The organism is Cupriavidus sp. H39 (assembly GCF_050271075.1).
GTDB classification, from domain to species: domain Bacteria; phylum Pseudomonadota; class Gammaproteobacteria; order Burkholderiales; family Burkholderiaceae; genus Cupriavidus; species Cupriavidus necator_B.
Map to the genome: position 1 here is coordinate 402809 of NZ_CP189848.1, position 16936 is coordinate 419744.

Here is a 16936-nt window from a genome sequence, read left to right on the forward strand (position 1 = left end):
CCCGCCATGCCTACCGTGCTGCTGACCGGCTTCGAGCCGTTCGAGGACGAACCGATCAATCCATCCTGGGAAGCCGTGCGCGCGCTCGACGGCGAACGCGTCGGCGACGCGGTGATCGTCGCGCGCCAGCTGCCTTGCGTGTTCGGCGCGGCGATCGACGCGATCGGTGAACTGGTCGACACGCTGCGGCCGGTGCTGGTGATCGCGGTGGGCCAGGCCGGCGGGCGCGCCGAGATGTCGGTGGAGCGCGTGGCGATCAATGTCGACGACGCGCGCATCGCCGACAACGCCGGCGCCCAGCCGATCGACACCGCCATCGCCGCGGATGGCCCGGCGGCCTACTTTGCCACGCTGCCGATCAAGGCGATGGTGCGCGACATGCGCGCGGCGGGCGTGCCGGCGTCGGTGTCGCAGACCGCCGGCACCTTCGTCTGCAACCATGTCTTCTACGGGCTGATGCACCGGTTGGCGCGGGCGCAGGACGGCGCGGTGCGCGGCGGCTTTATCCACATTCCGTACCTGCCCGAGCAGGCGGCGCGCCATCCGGGCCAGCCCAGCCTGGCGCACGAAACGCTGGTGAGGGGCCTGCGCACCGCGGTGGCCACGGCGCTGTCGACCCGCGCCGATGTGCGCGAGCAGGGCGGGCAGCTGCACTAGGCCTGACGCCGCCGGGCCTGTTCCCGCCTCTTGCTTATTCCTGCATGTTGGCCGCGGCCGCCTCACGGCGTGCCGCGGCTTTTTTCATCGCATGGCGGCGCAGGCTGACCTGTTCGAAGCGCCAGATCACATAGCAGAACGCCAGGAACGGCCACAGCCAGCCCAGCCACTGCGCCAGGCTGTTGAAGTGGATGAAGCGGCCCATGCGCCAGCCCTGTTCCGAGATCCACGCGTACGGGTTGGACGGCAGCACGTTGGTCAGCGCCACCAGCACGATCAGCGCCGCCATGGCAAGGATCGCGCGCAGCCAGCGCGGCAGGTACAGCAGCAGCGCCAGCACCAGCGAGCTGGTTAGCAGCGCAAAGCGGCCGCCTTCGGACAGCCAGACGAAGGCGCTTTCGGTGGGAAACTGCAGCTCGGCCGCGGTCGCCTTGAGCAGCAGCGCCGCCGCCAGCAGCCCCGCCAGGATGCGCAGCATCGGCGCGCTGCGGCGCATCGCGATCGAGGCGAACAGGCCGGTGCCGATCCAGCTGCTGGCGGTCACCAGCGATTCCAGCAATTGCTGGCTCTGCATGTCCTCGGGCCGCAGGCCGATATGGTCCTGCCACGCCTCCAGCTGCGGGAACACCATCTGCAGCACCTGCATTGGCCAGGATTCCGGGTCGGTCAGCCATTCGCGCACGATGCCGCCCATGCCGAACAGGTGCTCTTGCGGAAACACCTGCGCGAACGGCCACAGCAGCAGCAGGATGATGGCAAAGCTGGCATGCGGCTCGAACCACGCGTGGCGCAGCCGCGTCAGGCGGCCGTCGTCGATCAGCGCGCGCGTGAACGGCGCCACCACCGCGCCACCGAGCAACGCGCCCAGCGCATTGGTGATCAGGTCGATGTTGGACGAGATGCGGCTGGGCAGCCAGGTCTGGAACGCTTCCATGCACGCCGACAGCAAGGCGCCGGCCACCATCGCCACCAGCGTGGCGCGCGCGCCCGACACGCGCGGATGCAGCGACAGCACCACCAGCGCGCCGAACGGAAAATATCCCAGCACGTTGGTGAGCAGGTCGAAGTCGGTGATGTAGCGCGGCTTGGGCGCGCTGACAAAGGCAAAGGGCGAGACGCCGTTGTCGATCCAGCCCGAAAACGGGTACAGGCTCGCATACACCACCAGCAGCGTGAAGCAGAGCAGCCCGACGCGCGCCAGCGGCGAGTGCTGCGGGCCCGGGGTGGCGGACGTTGGCTGAGCCGCCGGCGGCGGCGCCGAGAGCGGCGGGGGAGCCGGCTCCATGGCAAGTCTCCTGTGGCTTTACTTTAGCTGCAGCGTGCCGATCCAGTCGAGCAGCGCGGCAATCGCGGCATCGCTGGCGTCGGCCAGCGCCTTGACGCCGCCGGCGCCGTCGGCGCTGGGCGCGGGCCGGCGCACCTCGAAGGTCTGCTGGCCGAGCATGGCGTGCCGGTACACCGTGGCGCGCAGCCGCACCACGCCCGCGCTGGTGGTGGCGCTGTCGAATACCTGGTCGAACTCGAGCAGGTCCACCTTCAGCGCCGGCACGCTGCCGTCGCCGGACCAGCCCAGCGTGCCGCGCGCGGCCACGGCCTCGCGCAGGCGCTCGTCGAACAAGCGCGTGGGCGACATCACCCAGCGCTGCGTGGCGTAGGGCTGCAGGCGCTGCGCCTGGGCGTATTGCAGCCGGTAGAACAAGGCGTTGCCTTCCAGCCAGTTGGGCCCGTCGGTCTGTGCCACGCGCAGTTTGGGCAGCGGTGCGGGCGCGGGGTTCCCGTTGCCGTTGCCGGAGCTGGCGGACCCAGCCGGCCCGAGGTCATAGGTGATGGTGGGATCGCCGCGCGTCAGCGCGCAGCCCGACAGCGCCACCGCGGCGGCGGCGAGCAGCAGGGCCGCGCGCAGGCGGACGCGCGCGGAGCGCAGGAAGCGTGGCATCTCGGTCGCAGGGTTCACGGCGGATTCTCGCGGTTGGCGTTTGGCGTTATCGACGGGCAGGGCGGTGGTGCATGCCGGCTGCGCTACGGTGCGGCGCTGAAGCCGGGCTCGCCCGGACCTGGCGACGGCGCGGGCGCGCCGAACAGCACGCTGCTCGGGCTCTCGTTGAACTGGCCGGCGGCGCGCTCGAAACTGCGCGCGGTCTGGCGCGCGTCGCGGGCGAGGCCGTTGAGCTGCGGCAGGGTCTCTTCGCTGAAGGTGCCCGCCGCCGACTGCACCGACGCGGACGCGGCCTGCATGTCGCGCCCGACGCTGTCGACGGTGCGCATCACGGTGCCGTTGGGGTTGGCCAGCTCCTGGGTCAGGCGCCGGGTCGACTCCAGCGTCGCGTTCAGGTTCTCGGCCACCCGGGGCAGGCGCTGCGCCGCGGGCGCCAGCGAATCCGACAGGCGCGAATAGTCGTCGGCAGTCTTGTGCACCGAGCGGATCGCCGCCATCAGCTCGTCCCGGTTGGCGCCCCGGAACATGTCGTTGAGCGAGCCCATCAGGGTCTCGGCCTGGGTCAGCAGCGAATCGCCGCGCTTTTCCAGCTCCTCGAAGAAGCCGGGTCGCATGGCGATGCGGGCCACCGCCCGGGGCGAGGTGGGCAGCGGCGGCGAGCCGGCGGCGCCGTCGCGCGCGGCGGAGTCGTCAAGCTGCACGTAGGCGATCCCGGTCACGCCTTGGAAGCCCAGCGTGGCGTAGGTGGTGCGCGTGATCGGCGTGTTCTGGTCGACGCTGACGCGCACGATGATCTGGCCCGGCACCTGCGGATCGAACTTGATCGACTCGACCTTGCCCACCGCCAGCCCGCGGTACTTGACGTCGGCCTGCGGGCCCAGGCCGTTGACGGTGGAGCGGGTGATCAGGTCATACGGCACCCGCACCGCGTGGTCGCTGCTGAACCAGAAGATCGCGAACAGCACCAGCACGGCCAGGCCGATAGTGAACACGCCGGCGAGGAATGCGTGTGACTTGTTTTCCATCATGCTTCTCCAGGGGGCGGCGCCGGCGGCTGCCCGGGCTGCGGCAGCGCCTGCAGGGCGCGCTGGGCGCGCTCGCCCAGGAAATACTCGCGGATGAAGGGGTGGTCCACCTTCACCACCTCCGCAATCGGCGCGGCCGCGATCAATTTGTGGTCGGCCAGCACCGCGACGCGGTCGGACAGCGCCACCAGGGTGTCGAGGTCATGCGTAATCATGACCACGGTCAGGCCCAGTTCGCGGCGCAGCTCGCGGATCAGCGCCACGTAATCGTCGGACGCCATCGGGTCCAGCCCGGCAGTGGGTTCGTCCAGGAACAGCAGCTCGGGTTCCAGCGACAGCGCGCGCGCCAGCGCCACGCGCTTGATCATGCCGCCGGACAGGTCCGACGGCATCTTGTCGGCATCGCGCGCCGACAGTCCCACCAGCTGCAGCTTGAGCAGCGCCGCCTGGCAGATCAGGTTGTCGGGCAGCGCGCGCAGCTCGCGCAAGGGCAGCGCGATATTGTCGAGCACCGACAGCGCCGAGAACAGCGCGCCGCGCTGGAACTGCAGCCCCCAGCGGCTGCGCAGCGCCTGCAGCTGCGCCGGGCGCAGCCGCGTGGGGTCTTCGCCGAACACCTTGATGCTGCCCGAGGTCGGGCGCTCCAGCCCCACGATCTGGCGCAGCAGCACGGTCTTGCCGCTGCCCGAGCCGCCGACGATCGACAGCACCTCGCCGCGGTAGACGTCCAGGTCGACATGGTCATGCACCACCGCCTTGCCGAAGCGCTTGACCAGGTCGCGCACCTCGATCACCGGGGTGCGGTCCGGCGTGCCTCGCGGGGCAGCGTTTGCTTGCGCCGCGCTCACAGGCCCACGTCCTTGAACAGGACGGCAAAGATGGCGTCGGCCAGGATCACGATGGTGATCGCGGTCACCACCGAGGCAGTGGTGCCTGCGCCCAGGCTCTGGGTGTTGGGCTTGATGCGCAGCCCGAAGTGGCACGCGGTCAGCGCGATCAGGATGCCGAACACCACGCCCTTGCCCAGCCCCAGCCACAGGTTGGCCACCGGCACCGCGTCGGGCAGTTCGCGCAGGAAGAAGGCGGCACTGATGCCCAGCTGCATGCGCGCGGCCAGCATGCCGCCAGCCAGCGCCATCACGTCGGTCCACGCCACCAGCAACGGCATGGCGATGGCCAGTGCGATCACGCGCGGCATGATCAGCCGGAAGCCGTGCGAGATGCCCATCACGCGCATCGCGTCGAGCTCTTCGGTCACCCGCATCACGCCGATCTGCGCGGTAATGGCCGAGCCCGAACGCCCCGCGATCAGGATCGCGGCGAGCACCGGCCCCAGTTCGCGGATCACCGCCATGCCCAGGATATTGACGATGAAGGTGCTGGCGCCGAAGGTGCGCAGCTGATTGGCCGACAGGTACGACAGCACGATGCCGATCAGGAAGCCGACCAGCGCGGTGATGCCCAGGGCCTTGTAGCCCACGTTGTAGATATTGGCCGAGATCTCGCGCCACGGCCCGCGCTGCGGCATGCGCGCGAAGCGCAGCAGGTCGAACGCCAGCTGGCCCAGCATGGTGATGCCGATGCCCACCTGCACGCCGAACGAGAGCACGTTGGCGCCGAACAGCGTGACCGGGTTGAAGCGGTCCACCATGTGCTTCTTCCAGCCCTCGTCCTGCACCGCGGCGATGCGCTCGAACACGCGGCGCTGGCCCTCGCTGGCCTCGAGCCGCTGCGGCAGCGCGCCGTTCCAGGCCTGCCACAGCAGCTGCCCGCCGATATGGTCGAGCCGCTCGACGCCGGCCAGCGACCATTGCGCGCCGTCCGGCGCCTGCGCCAGCTCATGCAGCTGCGTGCGCAGTTGCCGCGCCTGGCGGCACCCGGCCAGGGCGAGCGCGGTCCAGTCGCCACGCAGCTGTACGCTGACGGTTCCGTCCCCGCGCGTGATCTGGAAGTCTGGCGTCGTCTGGCGTTCCAAGGGCAAGCGATGTGATGGCCGAGTCTCGATTCTAAGCCACGCGCCCCGCTGGCGCGACCGCGGCGTGCCCGAGGCCATGCCCGGGCGCGCGGCACGGCTACAATGCGGCATCTGCCGCAGGTCCGGGATCCCAACCCCGATCCTGCCCGTGCTGACCGCGATCGCCCGCGATCCCCCGCCCATCCCAGTCCTTTGCCGCGCATGTCCGCCGTTCCTCCGCCTCCGCCCGATTCCTCCCCTGTCGCGCCGTGGCGCATCGATGCCGCGGCGTTGCGCGCCATGCTGCCGCCCGCGCTGCGCGACTGGACCCTGGAGCTGGTCGAAGAAACCGGCTCCACCAATGCCGACCTCACCGCGCTGTGCCGCCAGGCGCCGTGGTCCGACGCCGGCATGCTGCGCCTGGCCTATCGCCAGACCGCCGGGCGCGGGCGCCAGGGCCGGCCGTGGCAGGGGCAGGCCGGCATGACGTTCTCGGTGGCGCTGCCGCTGCCGCTGGCGCCGGCGCAGCTGAGCGGCCTGAGCCTGGCGGTGGGCCTGGCGCTGGCCGAGGCCCTGGGCGACGTCGCGCCGGCGCTGGGCGCGCGGGTTGGCCTGAAATGGCCCAATGACCTGCAGATCGATGGCCGCAAGCTGGCCGGCATCCTGATCGAGTCGGTGCCGGCGGGGCCGCGGCGAGTCTGGGCGGTGATCGGCATCGGCCTGAACCTGGTGCGCGATGCGCAGATGGAAGCGGCGCTGGGCCGCGAACTGGCGGGTGTGGCCGAGGCCATGCCCGGCTTCGATGCCGGACGCGATGCGCCGCGCTTGCTGGCCGCGCTGCTGGCGCGGCTGGCGGCGATGCGCGCGGACTTCCTCGCGCATGGCTTCGGCCCGATGGCGCGGCGCTGGTCCGCCGCCGATGCCTACCGTGACCAGCCGGTGCGGCTGCTGCACGACGGCCAGGTGATCGCCGAAGGCATGGCGCGCGGCGTCGACGAGGCCGGCCACCTGCTGCTGGAAACGCCCGCCGGACTGGAGCGCATCGCCAGCGGCGAACTGTCGCTGCGTCCTGCCCCGGGCGACGGAGAGACCGCATGAACGCGCCGTGGCTGCTGATCGATATCGGCAATACCCGGCTCAAGTGGGCGTGGTGCGAGGCCGGCGCGGCGCTGCCCGCCACGGGTGCCCTGCCCACGCCGTGGCAGCACGGCGGCGCGGTGGCGCATGCCGATGACGGCGCGCTCGGGACCTTGGCCGCCGACCTGCGCGCACTGCGCGCCAGCGGGCCGATGCCGTCGGTGTGGATCAGCAACGTGGCCGGGCCGGTGATTGCCGCCGCCGTCGATGCCGCGCTGGCCGACGCCTTCGGCGGCTGCGCGCCGGTGCAGTGGGTGCGCAGCGCCGCCGCGCAGGGCGACCTTGCCAACGGCTATCGCGAACCCACGCAGCTGGGCGTGGACCGCTGGGTCGGCGCCGTTGGCGCGCACCGCTGGCTGCCGCAGGACACGCTGCTGGTGGTGACCGCCGGCACCGCCACCACGCTGGATATCGTCACCGTGGCGGCGGATGGCGGCGCGCGCTTCGAAGGCGGCCTGATCCTGCCGGGCCTGGCGCTGATGCTGGGCACGCTGGCTCGCAATACGGCGCAGCTGCCGGCGCTGGAGGTCGGCGACGCTGGCAGCGTGGCCGGCGCGCAGCGGCGCTGGGCCGACAACACCCACGACGCCATTGCCGCCGGCTGCCTGGCCGCGCAGGCTGGCGCCATCGAGCGCACCTGGCGCGCGCTGGGCGAGCGCGGCGACGGTTCGCGCCCGCCGCGCTGCCTGCTGTCGGGCGGGGCGCGCGGTGCGCTGGCGGGGGCGCTCGCGGTGCCGTTCGAGATGCACGATAATCTGGTGCTGCTCGGCCTGCATGCGATGGCAGCGGCCGGCGCGTAGCCGCAGCAAGTTGCCTATACCATCGTTCCGGCCCCCACCTATGACCCATCCCGGCCTGTCACGCTCCCTGCGCATCGCGTTGCTGTTGCTGCTGTCCGCCAACGCCTTGCTGCTGGCCGCGGTGCTCGGCGCGTTCGGCGCGGAGCCGCTGTCGGGGTGGTTTGAATCGCCACGCGAGCCGCACCGGCTGGAGCAGCAGGTGCGGGGCGAACGGATGCGGCTGCAACCCCAGCCGGCCACGCCAGCGTCGGCGCCGGCCGCGTAGCACAAGCGTGGCGGCTCAGCCGCCCTCGCGTACCCTGGTCAGCAGCTTGGTGGTCGAGCGGTCGTGCAGGAAGGGAATGGCATAGGCCTGGCCGCCCCAGCTGCGCACCAGCCGGGTTTCTTCCAGCGTGTCGATATCGTAGTCGCCGCCCTTGACGTAGATGTCGGGGCGCACCAGGCGGATCAGCTCGACGGGTGTCTGTTCGCGGAACATGGCCACCAGGTCGACCGAGGCGAGCGCGGCCAGCAGCGCCATGCGGTCCGATTCATGGTTGAGCGGGCGGTCGTCGCCCTTGCCCAGCATCTTCACCGAAGCATCGCTGTTGACCCCGACCACCAGGCTGGCGCCGAGCGCGCGCGCCTGCGCCAGGTAGGTGGCATGGCCGCGATGCAGGATGTCGAAGACGCCGTTGGTAAACACCAGCGGGCGCGGCAGCGCGGCGATGCGCGCGGCCAGCGCGGCGGGATCATCGGCGGGAGTCAGCTTGGATTCGAAGGCGGGTACGGACATGGATCAGGGCATCGGATAGTGGAAGACCGGATCCGTGTCGGAGCCGGCGCGCTTGCCCGAATGGTACCTGTTCTTGCAGCCCGTCCCGGGCCGCCCATGGTTTACGTCGTCGCGTCACGGCGCGGGGATGGCATGGCGGCGATGTAGTAACCGGCTACTACCTGCGCGGCGCATGGCGCGCTTATCATCCGCGGCACCGTAATTTCCGGCTACAGGAAAACGGCGTTGCACCCTACCCGCCAGCGCCGGGCCAGATCCAGCGCGCCGCAGCGGGCCGCATTTGTCGGGAATGCGTGAAGGCAAAAAAAATGCCCCGCTTCGGCGGGGCGTTTTTTTGTGCGTCCGGGCTGGCCGCTCAGGCTTGCGCCGGGCTGGCGCCGCCGGCGCCTTGCAGGCTGGCGTTCAGCTCCTTGCGGTAGCGGTTCAGGTCCTGCACGGTTTCAAAGGTACGTTCGAACAGCAGCGACATGTTGTGCAGGATCCGTTCGATGACCTTCTTCTCCCAGCCTTCGTCGAAGCGGATCTGTTCGTCCAGCCAGTGCTCGAGCCAGTCCGGGTCCGGCAGGCGCGACTGCACCGTGTCGTTGGGGAACAGCGCCTTGTTGACGTGCAGGTTGGTCGGGTGCAGCGGCTTCTCGGTGCGGCGCGCCGATGCCATCAGCACGCCGATCTTGGCGAAGGCCGCGCGCGCGCTGTCGCCGAACTGCGCCAGGTACTTCTTCATGTAGCGCAGGTAGGCGCCGCCGTGGCGGGCTTCGTCCTGCGACAGGGTGCGGTAGATATGCTTGATCACCGGTTCGGTGTGCCATTCGGCGGCACGGCGGTACCAGTGGTTCAGGCGGATCTCGCCGCAGAAATGGAGCATCAGCGTTTCCAGCGGCGGCGCCGGGTCGAACTCGAAGCGCACCGCGTGCAGTTCTTCCTCGGTCGGCACCAGGTCCGGGCGGAAGCGGCGCAGGTATTCCATCAGCACCAGCGAGTGCTTCTGTTCCTCGAAGAACCAGATGCTCATGAACGCCGAAAAGTCAGAGTCGTGGCGGTTGTCACGCAGGAACATTTCGGTCGCGGGCAGGGCGGACCATTCCGTGATCGCATTCATGCGAATGGTCTTGGCCTGGTCGTCCGTCAGCATGCTGGCGTCGAAGGTGTCCCAGGGGATGTCCTTGTCCATGTGCCAGCGGACGGCTTCCAACGATTTGAACAGTTCGGGGTAGAGCATGGTAAGCCTTTGAAATTACGGGCAGATTCTACCAGATGCGAATTATTCTCTTCTTCCTTTTTTAGGCGGGATCGGGGCAAATGCAACGCCTTGGGCGGAGTTTGCCCCGGCCTTTTTCATTTTCCGGGCGATCAGCGCCGCGGTGGCGCGGCAAAGTGACAGCCCGGGCGTTCACGGCGACCGTCATGTGATGGCAGCGGCTCAGGGTGAGAGCGCCTGCTCGGCCGCCTGGTTCCCCGCGCCGGGCGCGGCGGGCGCCGTGCCAGGCACGATGCCGTAGAGGAAGGCAGCCAGTTCGTCGGCCTGGGCCGCGGCGTCGCGCTCGCCCAGCGCGATCAGCGCCTGGGTGAAGGCCGGTTCGAACAGCAGGTAGCTGGCGAACGCCGCGCCGCGCACCTCGGTGCCGCCCAGCGGTGCCAGCAGCGCGCGCACGGTGCGGGGCAACTGCTTCTGGTGCTCGGCGGCGATGGCTTCGATCGGCTCGCTGGGCGCCACCGTCATCACCTGCACCGGGCGCCAGCCTTCGCGGTCGCCGGCCACCTCGGGCATGCGCGCCAGCAGCCGGTTGATATGCTGCAGCCGCTCCAGGTCTGCGTTCAGGCCGTCCAGGAAGATGCTGGCCAGCGCCTGGCCGCCAACCTGTGCCAGCGACGGATAGCCGCCCCCCGGCATGGTGTCGAACCAGCCCGAGCGCTGGCGCGAGGCCGCGCCGATCGCCAGGATGCGCGACGCGCCCAGGTGGATCGCCGGCGACAGCGGCGACATCTGGCGCATGGTGCCGTCGCCGAACCATTCGTGGTGGCCGTCCAGCTCCAGCGGCATGGCGGGGAACAGGAACGGGATCGACGACGACGCCAGCAGGTGGTCCACCGTGATCTGCGCCGGCACCGCGATGCGCTGGCTGCGGTGCCACGGATGGATGCGGTGGTGCGACTGGTAAAAGGTCACATGGCGCCCGGTGCTGTACGACAGCGCCGTGACCGCGAATGCCTGCAGCGCGCCGCTGTCAAGGCTGGCCTGCACCCGCGCGGGCTCGAACAGCTCGCCCAGCATGCTGCCCAGCGGCGTGTTGTCGAACAAGGCGCGCGGCGCCCGCCGCTGCGTGGCCCAGCCCAGCGCCAGCGCCGACAGCCAGCGCGCCCCCGACACGCCCACGCGCAGCACATCGGTGCGGTAGACCTCGTCGGCATGGATGCTGTGCCAGAGCGCGCCCAGGCTCTGCGCGGCGGCCTGGAAGTCGCCGGCATGGATGGCCAGCCCGGCGCCGTTGATGGCCCCGGCCGAAGTGCCGGCGATGATGCCGAACGGCAGCGCCGCCTGTGCCTTGCCGTGGCGCGCGGCAATTTGCGCCACGCCGTTGAGCACGCCGGCCTGGTACGCCGCGCGCGCGCCGCCGCCCATCATGATCAGGGCGGTGGCGGCGGGGTTGGGACCGGACGCGGGCGCCGCAGCGGGCAGCGGCAGGGAATCTCGGTGCATGGGGTTGGGGAAAGTGCGCGCCAGGCAGCAGGGGATCAGTTGGTGACGTTGCCGCCGGCGCCGTTGCTGCTGCCGCTACCGCCATTGCCTCCCTCGCCCGCATCGCGGGCCGGCTTGGCCTTGGCCGTTTTTTTGGCGGCCGCCTTCTTCGCCGGCGCCTTCTTCGCGGCAGGCCTGGTGGTACCGGCCGCTGCCGTCTTGCCGGCCGCCGCCGGCTTCGGTTTCTCTGCGGTCGCCGGCGTGGCGCCGGCTGGCGTGGCAGCGCCGGCGGCGCCAAAGCCGCCCATGCCGAACGGCGCCATGCTGGCTGCCGCGGCGCTGCTGGCAATCTGGTTGAACTGCTGTTGCAGCATGTCCCACCACAGCCCCGCGTTGGGCGGCGTGGCGGCATCGGGGTCGCTGGCGGCAGCCTGCGCGCGCTCGGTGGCAGGCGGCTCGGCTTGCGCACCGCTGCCGGTATCGGCGCCGGTGCGTTGCGGCGGCTCGGTGCTGGGCGCGTTGGCCGCGCGGGCAACGTTTTCCATCGCCGACTGCATCGCCTCGGGCGACAGGGCATTGCCGAAGGTCTGCAGCGCCACCAGCGTGGCGCGTTGCACCTCCAGCCCCTGGATGGTGGTGCGCAGCAGGTTGGTGTTGAGCTGCAGCCAGCTCTCGACGGCCTTCAGGTCGGCGATGCGCTTGTCGAGGTCATCGAGGTCCATCGGCGGCGTCATGGCCTGCAGGCCAGGCATCAGGCCGGCGGACACGCCCGCGCCGCCGCCCCACAGCCGGCGCATGAAATCAAAGCCGTTGGTGAAATCGGGAATCTGTCCGAACATGGTCGCGCGCTCCGTGTGCGGCGCAGCCCGTGCCCGGACCTCCGGGAGCGCGGCTGCGTCGTCGTTACCTGAACTGTGGCGGCCGCTTCTGCCGCAGGCTCGCCATGCCTTCGTGCACGTCGGGGCCGGCAAAGCCCATGAATTCGAGCGCCAGCGAGGTATCGAACGCAGGGCCGGCCATGCGCAGCCAGTTGTTGAGGGCGTATTTGGTCCAGCGGATCGCCGTCTGCGATCCCGCCGCCAGCCGGTTGGCCACCTCGAACGCGCGCGCCACCAGTTCGTCCTCTTCCACCGCCAGCGAAACCAGGCCGATCCGCTCGGCCTCTTCGCCGCTGACCGACTCGCACAGCATCAGATAGTACTTGGCCTTGGCCATTCCGCACAGCAGCGGCCACACGATCGCGGCATGGTCGCCCGCCGCCACGCCCAGCCGGGTATGGCCGTCGACGATGCGCGCGGTCTTCGCGGCGATCGAGATATCGGCCAGCAGCCCGGCCACCAGCCCGGCGCCGACCGCCGGGCCATGCATGGCCGACACCACCGGCTTGTCGCAGTTGATGACGTTGTAGACCAGGTCGCGTGCCTCGTGCCAGACCCGGGTGCGGGTGTCGAAGTCGTTGGCCATGTCCTCGACCAGCGCCAGGTCGCCGCCGGCGGAGAAGCCCTTGCCTTCGCCGCGGATCAGCGCCACGCGCACCTCGGGGTCGGCGGACACGTCGCGCCAGATTTCGGCCAGTTCGCGGTGCATGCTGGCGTCCGCCGTGGCCAGCTTCTGGTTGGCCGACTGGGCCGCGCCCATGACGATTTCCAGGATGGGGCCGTGGCGGCGCAGTGTCAGCGCGTGATAGCGCGCGTAGCGCGGGGACAGGGCAGCGTTGTCAGCGGAGGAAGTGGTCATGGTGGGGCCTGTGAAGAGGACGCCAGTGCGGGCGCCGGGTGCATGGTTAATTTGCCAACCGATCGGTCGGTTAATTATATGCAGATCCGGCGCGCCGCCGCATCGCGCGGCCCCGGGCCTTGCTCAGGCAGGCGCCACCAGCTGGTCGATCGCGCCGAAGACCGAATGGCCCTGCGCGTCGAACATCTCGATCTTGACCGCGTCGCCGAACTTCATGAACTCGGTCACCGGCTTGCCTTCGTCGATGGTCTCGAGCATGCGCTTCTCGGCGATGCAGCAGTAGCCCTTCTTGCGGTCGACGTTGGAGATCGTGCCCGAGCCGACGATGCTGCCGGCGCGCACGTTGCGGGTCTTGCAGATATGGGCGATCAGCTGGCCGAAGTCGAACACCATGTCGGTGCCGCAATCGGGCTGGCCCACCTTCTTGCTGTTCCAGTGCACGGTCATCGGCAGGTGGACCTTGCGCTCGCGCCAGGCCTCGCCCAGCTCGTCGGGGGTCACCGCCACCGGCGAGAACGCCGTCGCCGGCTTGCTCTGGAAGAAGCCGAAGCCCTTGCCCAGTTCGGCCGGGATCAAGTTGCGCAGCGAGACATCGTTGGCCAGCAGCACCAGCCGGATGGCCTCGCCGGCCTGTTCGGGCGTGGCGCCCATCTTCACGTCGCCGGTGATCACCGCCACCTCGGCCTCGAAGTCGATGCCGAAGGCCTCGCTGGCGCAGACGATGTCGTCGTGCGGGCCCAGGAAGTCGTCGGAGCCGCCCTGGTACATCAGCGGGTCGGTCCAGAACTCGGGCGGCATCTCGGCGCCGCGCGCCTTGCGCACCAGCTCGACGTGGTTGACATAGGCCGAGCCGTCGGCCCACTGGTAGGCGCGCGGCAGCGGCGCCATGCAGTCTTTCGGCGCGAACGGGAACGGATGCCGCGCGCGGCCGCCGTTGAGCGCGTCGTACAGGTCCTGCAGCTGCGGCGCGTAGAACTGCCAGTCGTCGAGCACGGTCTGCAGCTTGCCAGCGATGTCGGTGGCGGTGTGCGCGGTCTTCAGGTCGCGCGACACGACCACCAGCTGGCCGTCGCGCGAACCGTCCTTCAGGGTTGCGAGTTTCATGGATCGGGTACGGAAGTTCAGGGGCGCCTGCCGGGGCGGGCGCAATGGCCGCTAGTCTACCGTGATGCCCTTGGCCTTGATCAGCTTGCCCCAGCGTTCGGCCTCGGCGCGCGCGTAGCTGGCGAACTCGTCCGGCGTGCTGTAGACCGCCTCCACGCCAACGCCTTCCAGCTTCTTCTGCACCTCGGGCGTCTTCAGCGCCTTGACCAGCTCGGCATTCAGCCGCGTGACCACTGCCTTCGGCGTCCCCGCCGGCGCCACCATGCCTTGCCAGGCGTAGGCCTCGAAGCCCGCCACGCCGCCCTCGGCCACGGTCGGCACGCTCGGCAGCACGGTGAGGCGCTTGGGCGTGGCCACGCCCAGCGCGCGCAGCTTGCCTGCCTGCACGTTCTGCTGGCCCGAGGCCAAGTCCAGGAACATCAGGTCGACCTGGCCGGCCAGCAGGTCCTGCACCGCGGGCGCGGCGCCCTTGTAGGGCACGTGCGTCATCTTGACCCGGGTCTGGTCCATGAACAGTTCCATCGCCAGGTGGTGCGGGCTGCCGGCGCCGGGCGAGGCAAAGTTGACCTTCCCCGGGTTCTTCTGCGCGTATTCGATCACTTCCTTGAGCGTGCGCGCGGGGAAGTTGGGCGTGGCCACCAGCACCAGCGGAAAGCGCGCCAGCTGGCCGATGTAGACGAAGTCCTTGTCGGCGTTGTACGGCAGCTTCTTGTACAGCGACGGATTGGCGGCCAGCGTGGCGGTATCGGCGGTCAGCACGGTGTAGCCGTCGGGCTTGGCATGCGCCACGGCATCGGCGCCGACGATGGTGGCGGCGCCGGGCCGGTTGTCGATCACGACCTGCTTGCCCAACCCTGGCGTGATCGCCTGGGCCACGGTGCGCGCCACCACGTCGGTGCCGCCGCCGGCGGGGTAGGGCACCACCCAGCGGATCGGCTGCGACGGCCAGTCATCGGCGCGCGCGGGGGCGCTGGCGGTGACCAGGAGGGCGAACAGCGGGGCGAACAGGGCAGTGGCCGTCAGGGCGGCGAGAACCGGGCGGAAGTAGCCATGGGGGCGCATCGTTTGTCTCCGTGATAAAAAGGGCCCGGCTCGGGCGGGGCTTGCACGCAAGCGTTGCGCCGGCCAGGTCTGTTGCGAAGAAAGTCTACCGATCGCTTAAAAATTGGTAAATCGATTTCGCTATAGTAAATTTACCTACGATTTTTCCGCCCCCGCTAACCATCCGCATGTCAGAGATCGAAGAAGAAGACGCCAAGCTGCGTTCGGGCATCCAGTCCATCGAGGTGGGTTTCAGGCTGCTGCAGGCGCTGGCGGCATCGCCGCGCGCGATGATGTTGCGCGACCTCGCCGCCGCCGCGGACATGAACCCGGCCAAGGCGCACCGCTACCTGGTCAGCTTCATGCGGCTGGGCGTGGTGGCGCAGGATCCGGTGGGCGGGCGCTATGACCTGGGACCGTTCGCGCTGCAGCTGGGGCTGGCCGGGCTGAACCGCCTGGATCCGGTCAAGAAGGCGCGCCCGATCCTGTCGCAACTGCGGGACGAGCTTGACCTGACCGCCGGCATCGCTGTGTGGGGCAACCACGGTCCCACCGTGGTGCATTGGGAGGAGTCCAGCCACCCGGTCACGGTCAGCCTGCGCCTGGGCGATGTCATGCCGATGCTGAACTCGGCCACCGGCCGGCTCTACGGTGCCTACCTGCCGCGCAAGCAGACGCTGCCGCTGATCGAGCGCGAACTGGGCGCGCGCGGCCAAGACGGCGTGCCCGACATGCCGCGCACGCTGGCCGACTACGACGCGATCTGCGCCGAGGTGCGCGCGCACGGTGCCGCGCGCACGCTCGGCGGCGTGCTGCCCGGCATCAATGCGTTCTCGATGCCGGTGTTCGACGCCAACGGCCATCTCGCCATGGGGCTGATCGTGCTGGGCGCGCAAAGCATATTCGATGCAGAATGGGGCGGTACGATGGATTGCCGTGTACGCGCCATCGCCCAACAGCTCTCATCGGAACTCGGCTACCTTGGTGCCGCCACCCCGGCCGGACAAACCGGCCACTCCTAGTTCCCACGCCCGCCCGGGTGCGGATCCCCGCGTCTGGCGCCGGCGCCGCTGGGTCTTCGTGATTGCGCTGGTGCTGCTGGTCCACCTGCTGGCGGTGGTGGGCCTGGTGCGCATGCCAGGGCCGCTGATCCCGGTCGATGTCAGCAACACCCCCACGCTGGAAGCCGTGCTGCTGTCGCCGCCGGCGCCGCCGGCCCCGCCCAAGCCGCGGCCGGTCGCGCGGCCGGCGCGGCCCCAGCCTCAGCCCAGGCCGGCGGCCCCCGTCCCCCAACCCGAGCCGCAGGAAACGCCCCCCGCGCCGGCGCTCGCCACCAGCCCGCAAGGCCCGTCAGAGACGGTCGCCGGCGGCGGCGGCGAGGGCAGCGCGGCCAGGCCCGCCGCGGCTGCGCCCGCGCCGTCCGGCGGCCCGCAGGGCGGCGTCGATGGCCTGCGCTACAACCCGCCGCCGTCGGCAACCATGCATTACGCCAGTTTCGTCAACGGCGTGCAGAACCCCGACGGCCTGATCCGCTGGGAGCAGGACGGCGGCCGCTACCGCCTTGCCGTCGAAACCCGCGTGCTGTGGTTCCGCTTTGCCTTCCAGAGCAGCGGTGCGATGGCCGAGCAGGGCCTGCTGCCCGAGCGCTATGAAGAACGCCGCCGCAACAAGGTCGAGGCCACGCGCATCGACGCCGCAGCGGGCACCGTGGCCTTCGCCTCGGGCGCGCAGGCGCCTTTCCCGGCCGGCGCCCAGGACCGCTTCAGCGTCTTCCTGCAACTGGTGGGCCTGGTCCGCGGCAACCCGCAGCGCTATGCCTCGCCCGGTGTGACGGAAACGTTCCAGGTTGCCGACACCCGGGATGTGGAACCGATGCAAGTGCAGTATGTTGGAGAGGACGAGATCGACACCGGCCAGGGCGTGGTGCGGGCCAAGCACTTTGTCCGGCTGCCGCGCCGCGCCAACGACCGGCGCCGCGTCGAGGTCTGGCTGGCCCAGTCGCTCGGCTGGATGCCGGTGCGGTTGCGCCAGACCGAACCCGACGGCACCCAGATCGACCTGGTGTACCGCGGCAAGGAAGGACCGTAGCGCTG

At 70.2% G+C, this 16936-nt stretch carries 18 protein-coding genes; 6 read left to right on the top strand and 12 right to left on the bottom strand.

The features are described from left to right. The first annotated feature begins 6 nt into the window (after positions 1-6). On the top strand, positions 7-657 hold the full coding sequence (gene pcp, locus ACOCMH_RS17275; RefSeq protein ID WP_427312239.1) for a pyroglutamyl-peptidase I: 651 nt from the start codon (positions 7-9) through the stop codon (positions 655-657). 34 nt (positions 658-691) lie between these two features. On the opposite strand, the gene ACOCMH_RS17280 is transcribed toward pcp, so the two are convergent. The 5 genes from ACOCMH_RS17280 to ACOCMH_RS17300 all read right to left on the bottom strand — a co-directional run bounded on the left by ACOCMH_RS17280 (position 692) and on the right by ACOCMH_RS17300 (position 5599). Beyond that, a complete protein-coding gene (locus ACOCMH_RS17280) occupies positions 692-1942 on the bottom strand; it encodes a VanZ family protein (RefSeq protein WP_427312240.1) in 1251 nt (416 codons plus the stop codon). Positions 1943-1960: 18 nt separating this feature from the next. Next, positions 1961-2611: an ABC-type transport auxiliary lipoprotein family protein gene (locus ACOCMH_RS17285; protein ID WP_427312241.1), complete on the bottom strand. Its 651-nt coding sequence runs from the start codon at positions 2609-2611 to the stop codon at positions 1961-1963. 65 nt (positions 2612-2676) lie between these two features. Further along, positions 2677-3621, bottom strand: coding sequence for an MlaD family protein (locus ACOCMH_RS17290; protein WP_427312242.1), 945 nt, complete (start codon positions 3619-3621; stop codon positions 2677-2679). Then, positions 3618-4466 (bottom strand): ABC transporter ATP-binding protein, encoded by an 849-nt coding sequence (locus ACOCMH_RS17295; RefSeq protein ID WP_427312243.1) that lies wholly within the window; start codon positions 4464-4466, stop codon positions 3618-3620. The genes ACOCMH_RS17290 and ACOCMH_RS17295 overlap by 4 nt, the downstream gene beginning before the upstream one ends. Continuing rightward, a complete protein-coding gene (locus ACOCMH_RS17300) occupies positions 4463-5599 on the bottom strand; it encodes an MlaE family ABC transporter permease (RefSeq protein ID WP_427312244.1) in 1137 nt (378 codons plus the stop codon). Before ACOCMH_RS17300 ends, ACOCMH_RS17295 begins: the two co-directional genes overlap by 4 nt. 195 nt (positions 5600-5794) lie before the next feature. On the opposite strand from ACOCMH_RS17300, the gene ACOCMH_RS17305 reads away from it, so the two are divergent. The 3 genes from ACOCMH_RS17305 to ACOCMH_RS17315 are packed head-to-tail and all read left to right on the top strand — an operon-like array spanning position 5795 to position 7774. Next, complete coding sequence (locus ACOCMH_RS17305; protein WP_427312245.1) at positions 5795-6670, top strand: biotin--[acetyl-CoA-carboxylase] ligase; 876 nt, start codon at positions 5795-5797, stop codon at positions 6668-6670. Further along, the gene (locus ACOCMH_RS17310) at positions 6667-7509 is read left to right on the top strand and encodes a type III pantothenate kinase (RefSeq protein ID WP_427312246.1); all 843 of its coding nucleotides are present in this window, start codon (positions 6667-6669) and stop codon (positions 7507-7509) included. The genes ACOCMH_RS17305 and ACOCMH_RS17310 overlap by 4 nt, the downstream gene beginning before the upstream one ends. 40 nt (positions 7510-7549) lie before the next feature. Then, the gene (locus tag ACOCMH_RS17315) at positions 7550-7774 is read left to right on the top strand and encodes a hypothetical protein (RefSeq protein WP_427312247.1); all 225 of its coding nucleotides are present in this window, start codon (positions 7550-7552) and stop codon (positions 7772-7774) included. A 15-nt stretch (positions 7775-7789) separates the two neighbouring features. Here ACOCMH_RS17315 and rfaE2 read toward each other — a convergent pair whose 3' ends face one another. The 7 genes from rfaE2 to ACOCMH_RS17350 form a co-directional block, all read right to left on the bottom strand. Continuing rightward, positions 7790-8284 carry a D-glycero-beta-D-manno-heptose 1-phosphate adenylyltransferase gene (gene rfaE2, locus ACOCMH_RS17320; RefSeq protein WP_427312248.1) on the bottom strand — a complete coding sequence of 165 codons (495 nt, stop codon included), beginning with the start codon at positions 8282-8284 and terminating at the stop codon, positions 7790-7792. A 355-nt stretch (positions 8285-8639) separates the two neighbouring features. Next, a complete protein-coding gene (locus ACOCMH_RS17325) occupies positions 8640-9503 on the bottom strand; it encodes a ferritin-like domain-containing protein (RefSeq protein ID WP_427312249.1) in 864 nt (287 codons plus the stop codon). Positions 9504-9704: 201 nt separating this feature from the next. Beyond that, a complete protein-coding gene (locus tag ACOCMH_RS17330; RefSeq protein WP_427312250.1) occupies positions 9705-10982 on the bottom strand; it encodes a patatin-like phospholipase family protein in 1278 nt (425 codons plus the stop codon). A 35-nt stretch (positions 10983-11017) separates the two neighbouring features. Then, positions 11018-11800 carry a PhaM family polyhydroxyalkanoate granule multifunctional regulatory protein gene (locus tag ACOCMH_RS17335; RefSeq protein WP_427312251.1) on the bottom strand — a complete coding sequence of 261 codons (783 nt, stop codon included), beginning with the start codon at positions 11798-11800 and terminating at the stop codon, positions 11018-11020. A 64-nt stretch (positions 11801-11864) separates the two neighbouring features. Next, complete coding sequence (locus tag ACOCMH_RS17340) at positions 11865-12698, bottom strand: enoyl-CoA hydratase/isomerase family protein (RefSeq protein WP_171516621.1); 834 nt, start codon at positions 12696-12698, stop codon at positions 11865-11867. Between the two features lie 123 nt (positions 12699-12821). Further along, positions 12822-13802, bottom strand: coding sequence for a fumarylacetoacetate hydrolase family protein (locus tag ACOCMH_RS17345; protein WP_427312252.1), 981 nt, complete (start codon positions 13800-13802; stop codon positions 12822-12824). 51 nt (positions 13803-13853) lie between these two features. Continuing rightward, on the bottom strand, positions 13854-14864 hold the full coding sequence (locus ACOCMH_RS17350) for a Bug family tripartite tricarboxylate transporter substrate binding protein (RefSeq protein ID WP_427312253.1): 1011 nt from the start codon (positions 14862-14864) through the stop codon (positions 13854-13856). Between the two features lie 167 nt (positions 14865-15031). On the opposite strand from ACOCMH_RS17350, the gene ACOCMH_RS17355 reads away from it, so the two are divergent. Continuing rightward, positions 15032-15865 (top strand): IclR family transcriptional regulator, encoded by an 834-nt coding sequence (locus ACOCMH_RS17355; protein WP_427312254.1) that lies wholly within the window; start codon positions 15032-15034, stop codon positions 15863-15865. 58 nt (positions 15866-15923) lie between these two features. Continuing rightward, positions 15924-16931 (top strand): DUF3108 domain-containing protein, encoded by a 1008-nt coding sequence (locus ACOCMH_RS17360; RefSeq protein WP_427312255.1) that lies wholly within the window; start codon positions 15924-15926, stop codon positions 16929-16931. Positions 16932-16936: the final 5 nt, after the last annotated feature.

What these genes read in the sequence shown, in the direction of transcription:
- ACOCMH_RS17350 (WP_427312253.1), bottom strand. Translation starts at nt 14,864, where the DNA reads ATGCGCCCCCATGGCTACTTCCGCCCGGTTCTCGCCGCCCTGACGGCC.
- ACOCMH_RS17325 (WP_427312249.1), bottom strand. Translation starts at nt 9,503, where the DNA reads ATGCTCTACCCCGAACTGTTCAAATCGTTGGAAGCCGTCCGCTGGCAC.
- ACOCMH_RS17280 (WP_427312240.1), bottom strand. Translation starts at nt 1,942, where the DNA reads ATGGAGCCGGCTCCCCCGCCGCTCTCGGCGCCGCCGCCGGCGGCTCAG.
- ACOCMH_RS17315 (WP_427312247.1), top strand. Translation starts at nt 7,550, where the DNA reads ATGACCCATCCCGGCCTGTCACGCTCCCTGCGCATCGCGTTGCTGTTG.
- ACOCMH_RS17355 (WP_427312254.1), top strand. Translation starts at nt 15,032, where the DNA reads ATGTCAGAGATCGAAGAAGAAGACGCCAAGCTGCGTTCGGGCATCCAG.
- ACOCMH_RS17340 (WP_171516621.1), bottom strand. Translation starts at nt 12,698, where the DNA reads ATGACCACTTCCTCCGCTGACAACGCTGCCCTGTCCCCGCGCTACGCG.
- ACOCMH_RS17310 (WP_427312246.1), top strand. Translation starts at nt 6,667, where the DNA reads ATGAACGCGCCGTGGCTGCTGATCGATATCGGCAATACCCGGCTCAAG.
- ACOCMH_RS17335 (WP_427312251.1), bottom strand. Translation starts at nt 11,800, where the DNA reads ATGTTCGGACAGATTCCCGATTTCACCAACGGCTTTGATTTCATGCGC.
- ACOCMH_RS17290 (WP_427312242.1), bottom strand. Translation starts at nt 3,621, where the DNA reads ATGATGGAAAACAAGTCACACGCATTCCTCGCCGGCGTGTTCACTATC.
- ACOCMH_RS17330 (WP_427312250.1), bottom strand. Translation starts at nt 10,982, where the DNA reads ATGCACCGAGATTCCCTGCCGCTGCCCGCTGCGGCGCCCGCGTCCGGT.
- pcp (WP_427312239.1), top strand. Translation starts at nt 7, where the DNA reads ATGCCTACCGTGCTGCTGACCGGCTTCGAGCCGTTCGAGGACGAACCG.
- ACOCMH_RS17305 (WP_427312245.1), top strand. Translation starts at nt 5,795, where the DNA reads ATGTCCGCCGTTCCTCCGCCTCCGCCCGATTCCTCCCCTGTCGCGCCG.
- ACOCMH_RS17345 (WP_427312252.1), bottom strand. Translation starts at nt 13,802, where the DNA reads ATGAAACTCGCAACCCTGAAGGACGGTTCGCGCGACGGCCAGCTGGTG.
- rfaE2 (WP_427312248.1), bottom strand. Translation starts at nt 8,284, where the DNA reads ATGTCCGTACCCGCCTTCGAATCCAAGCTGACTCCCGCCGATGATCCC.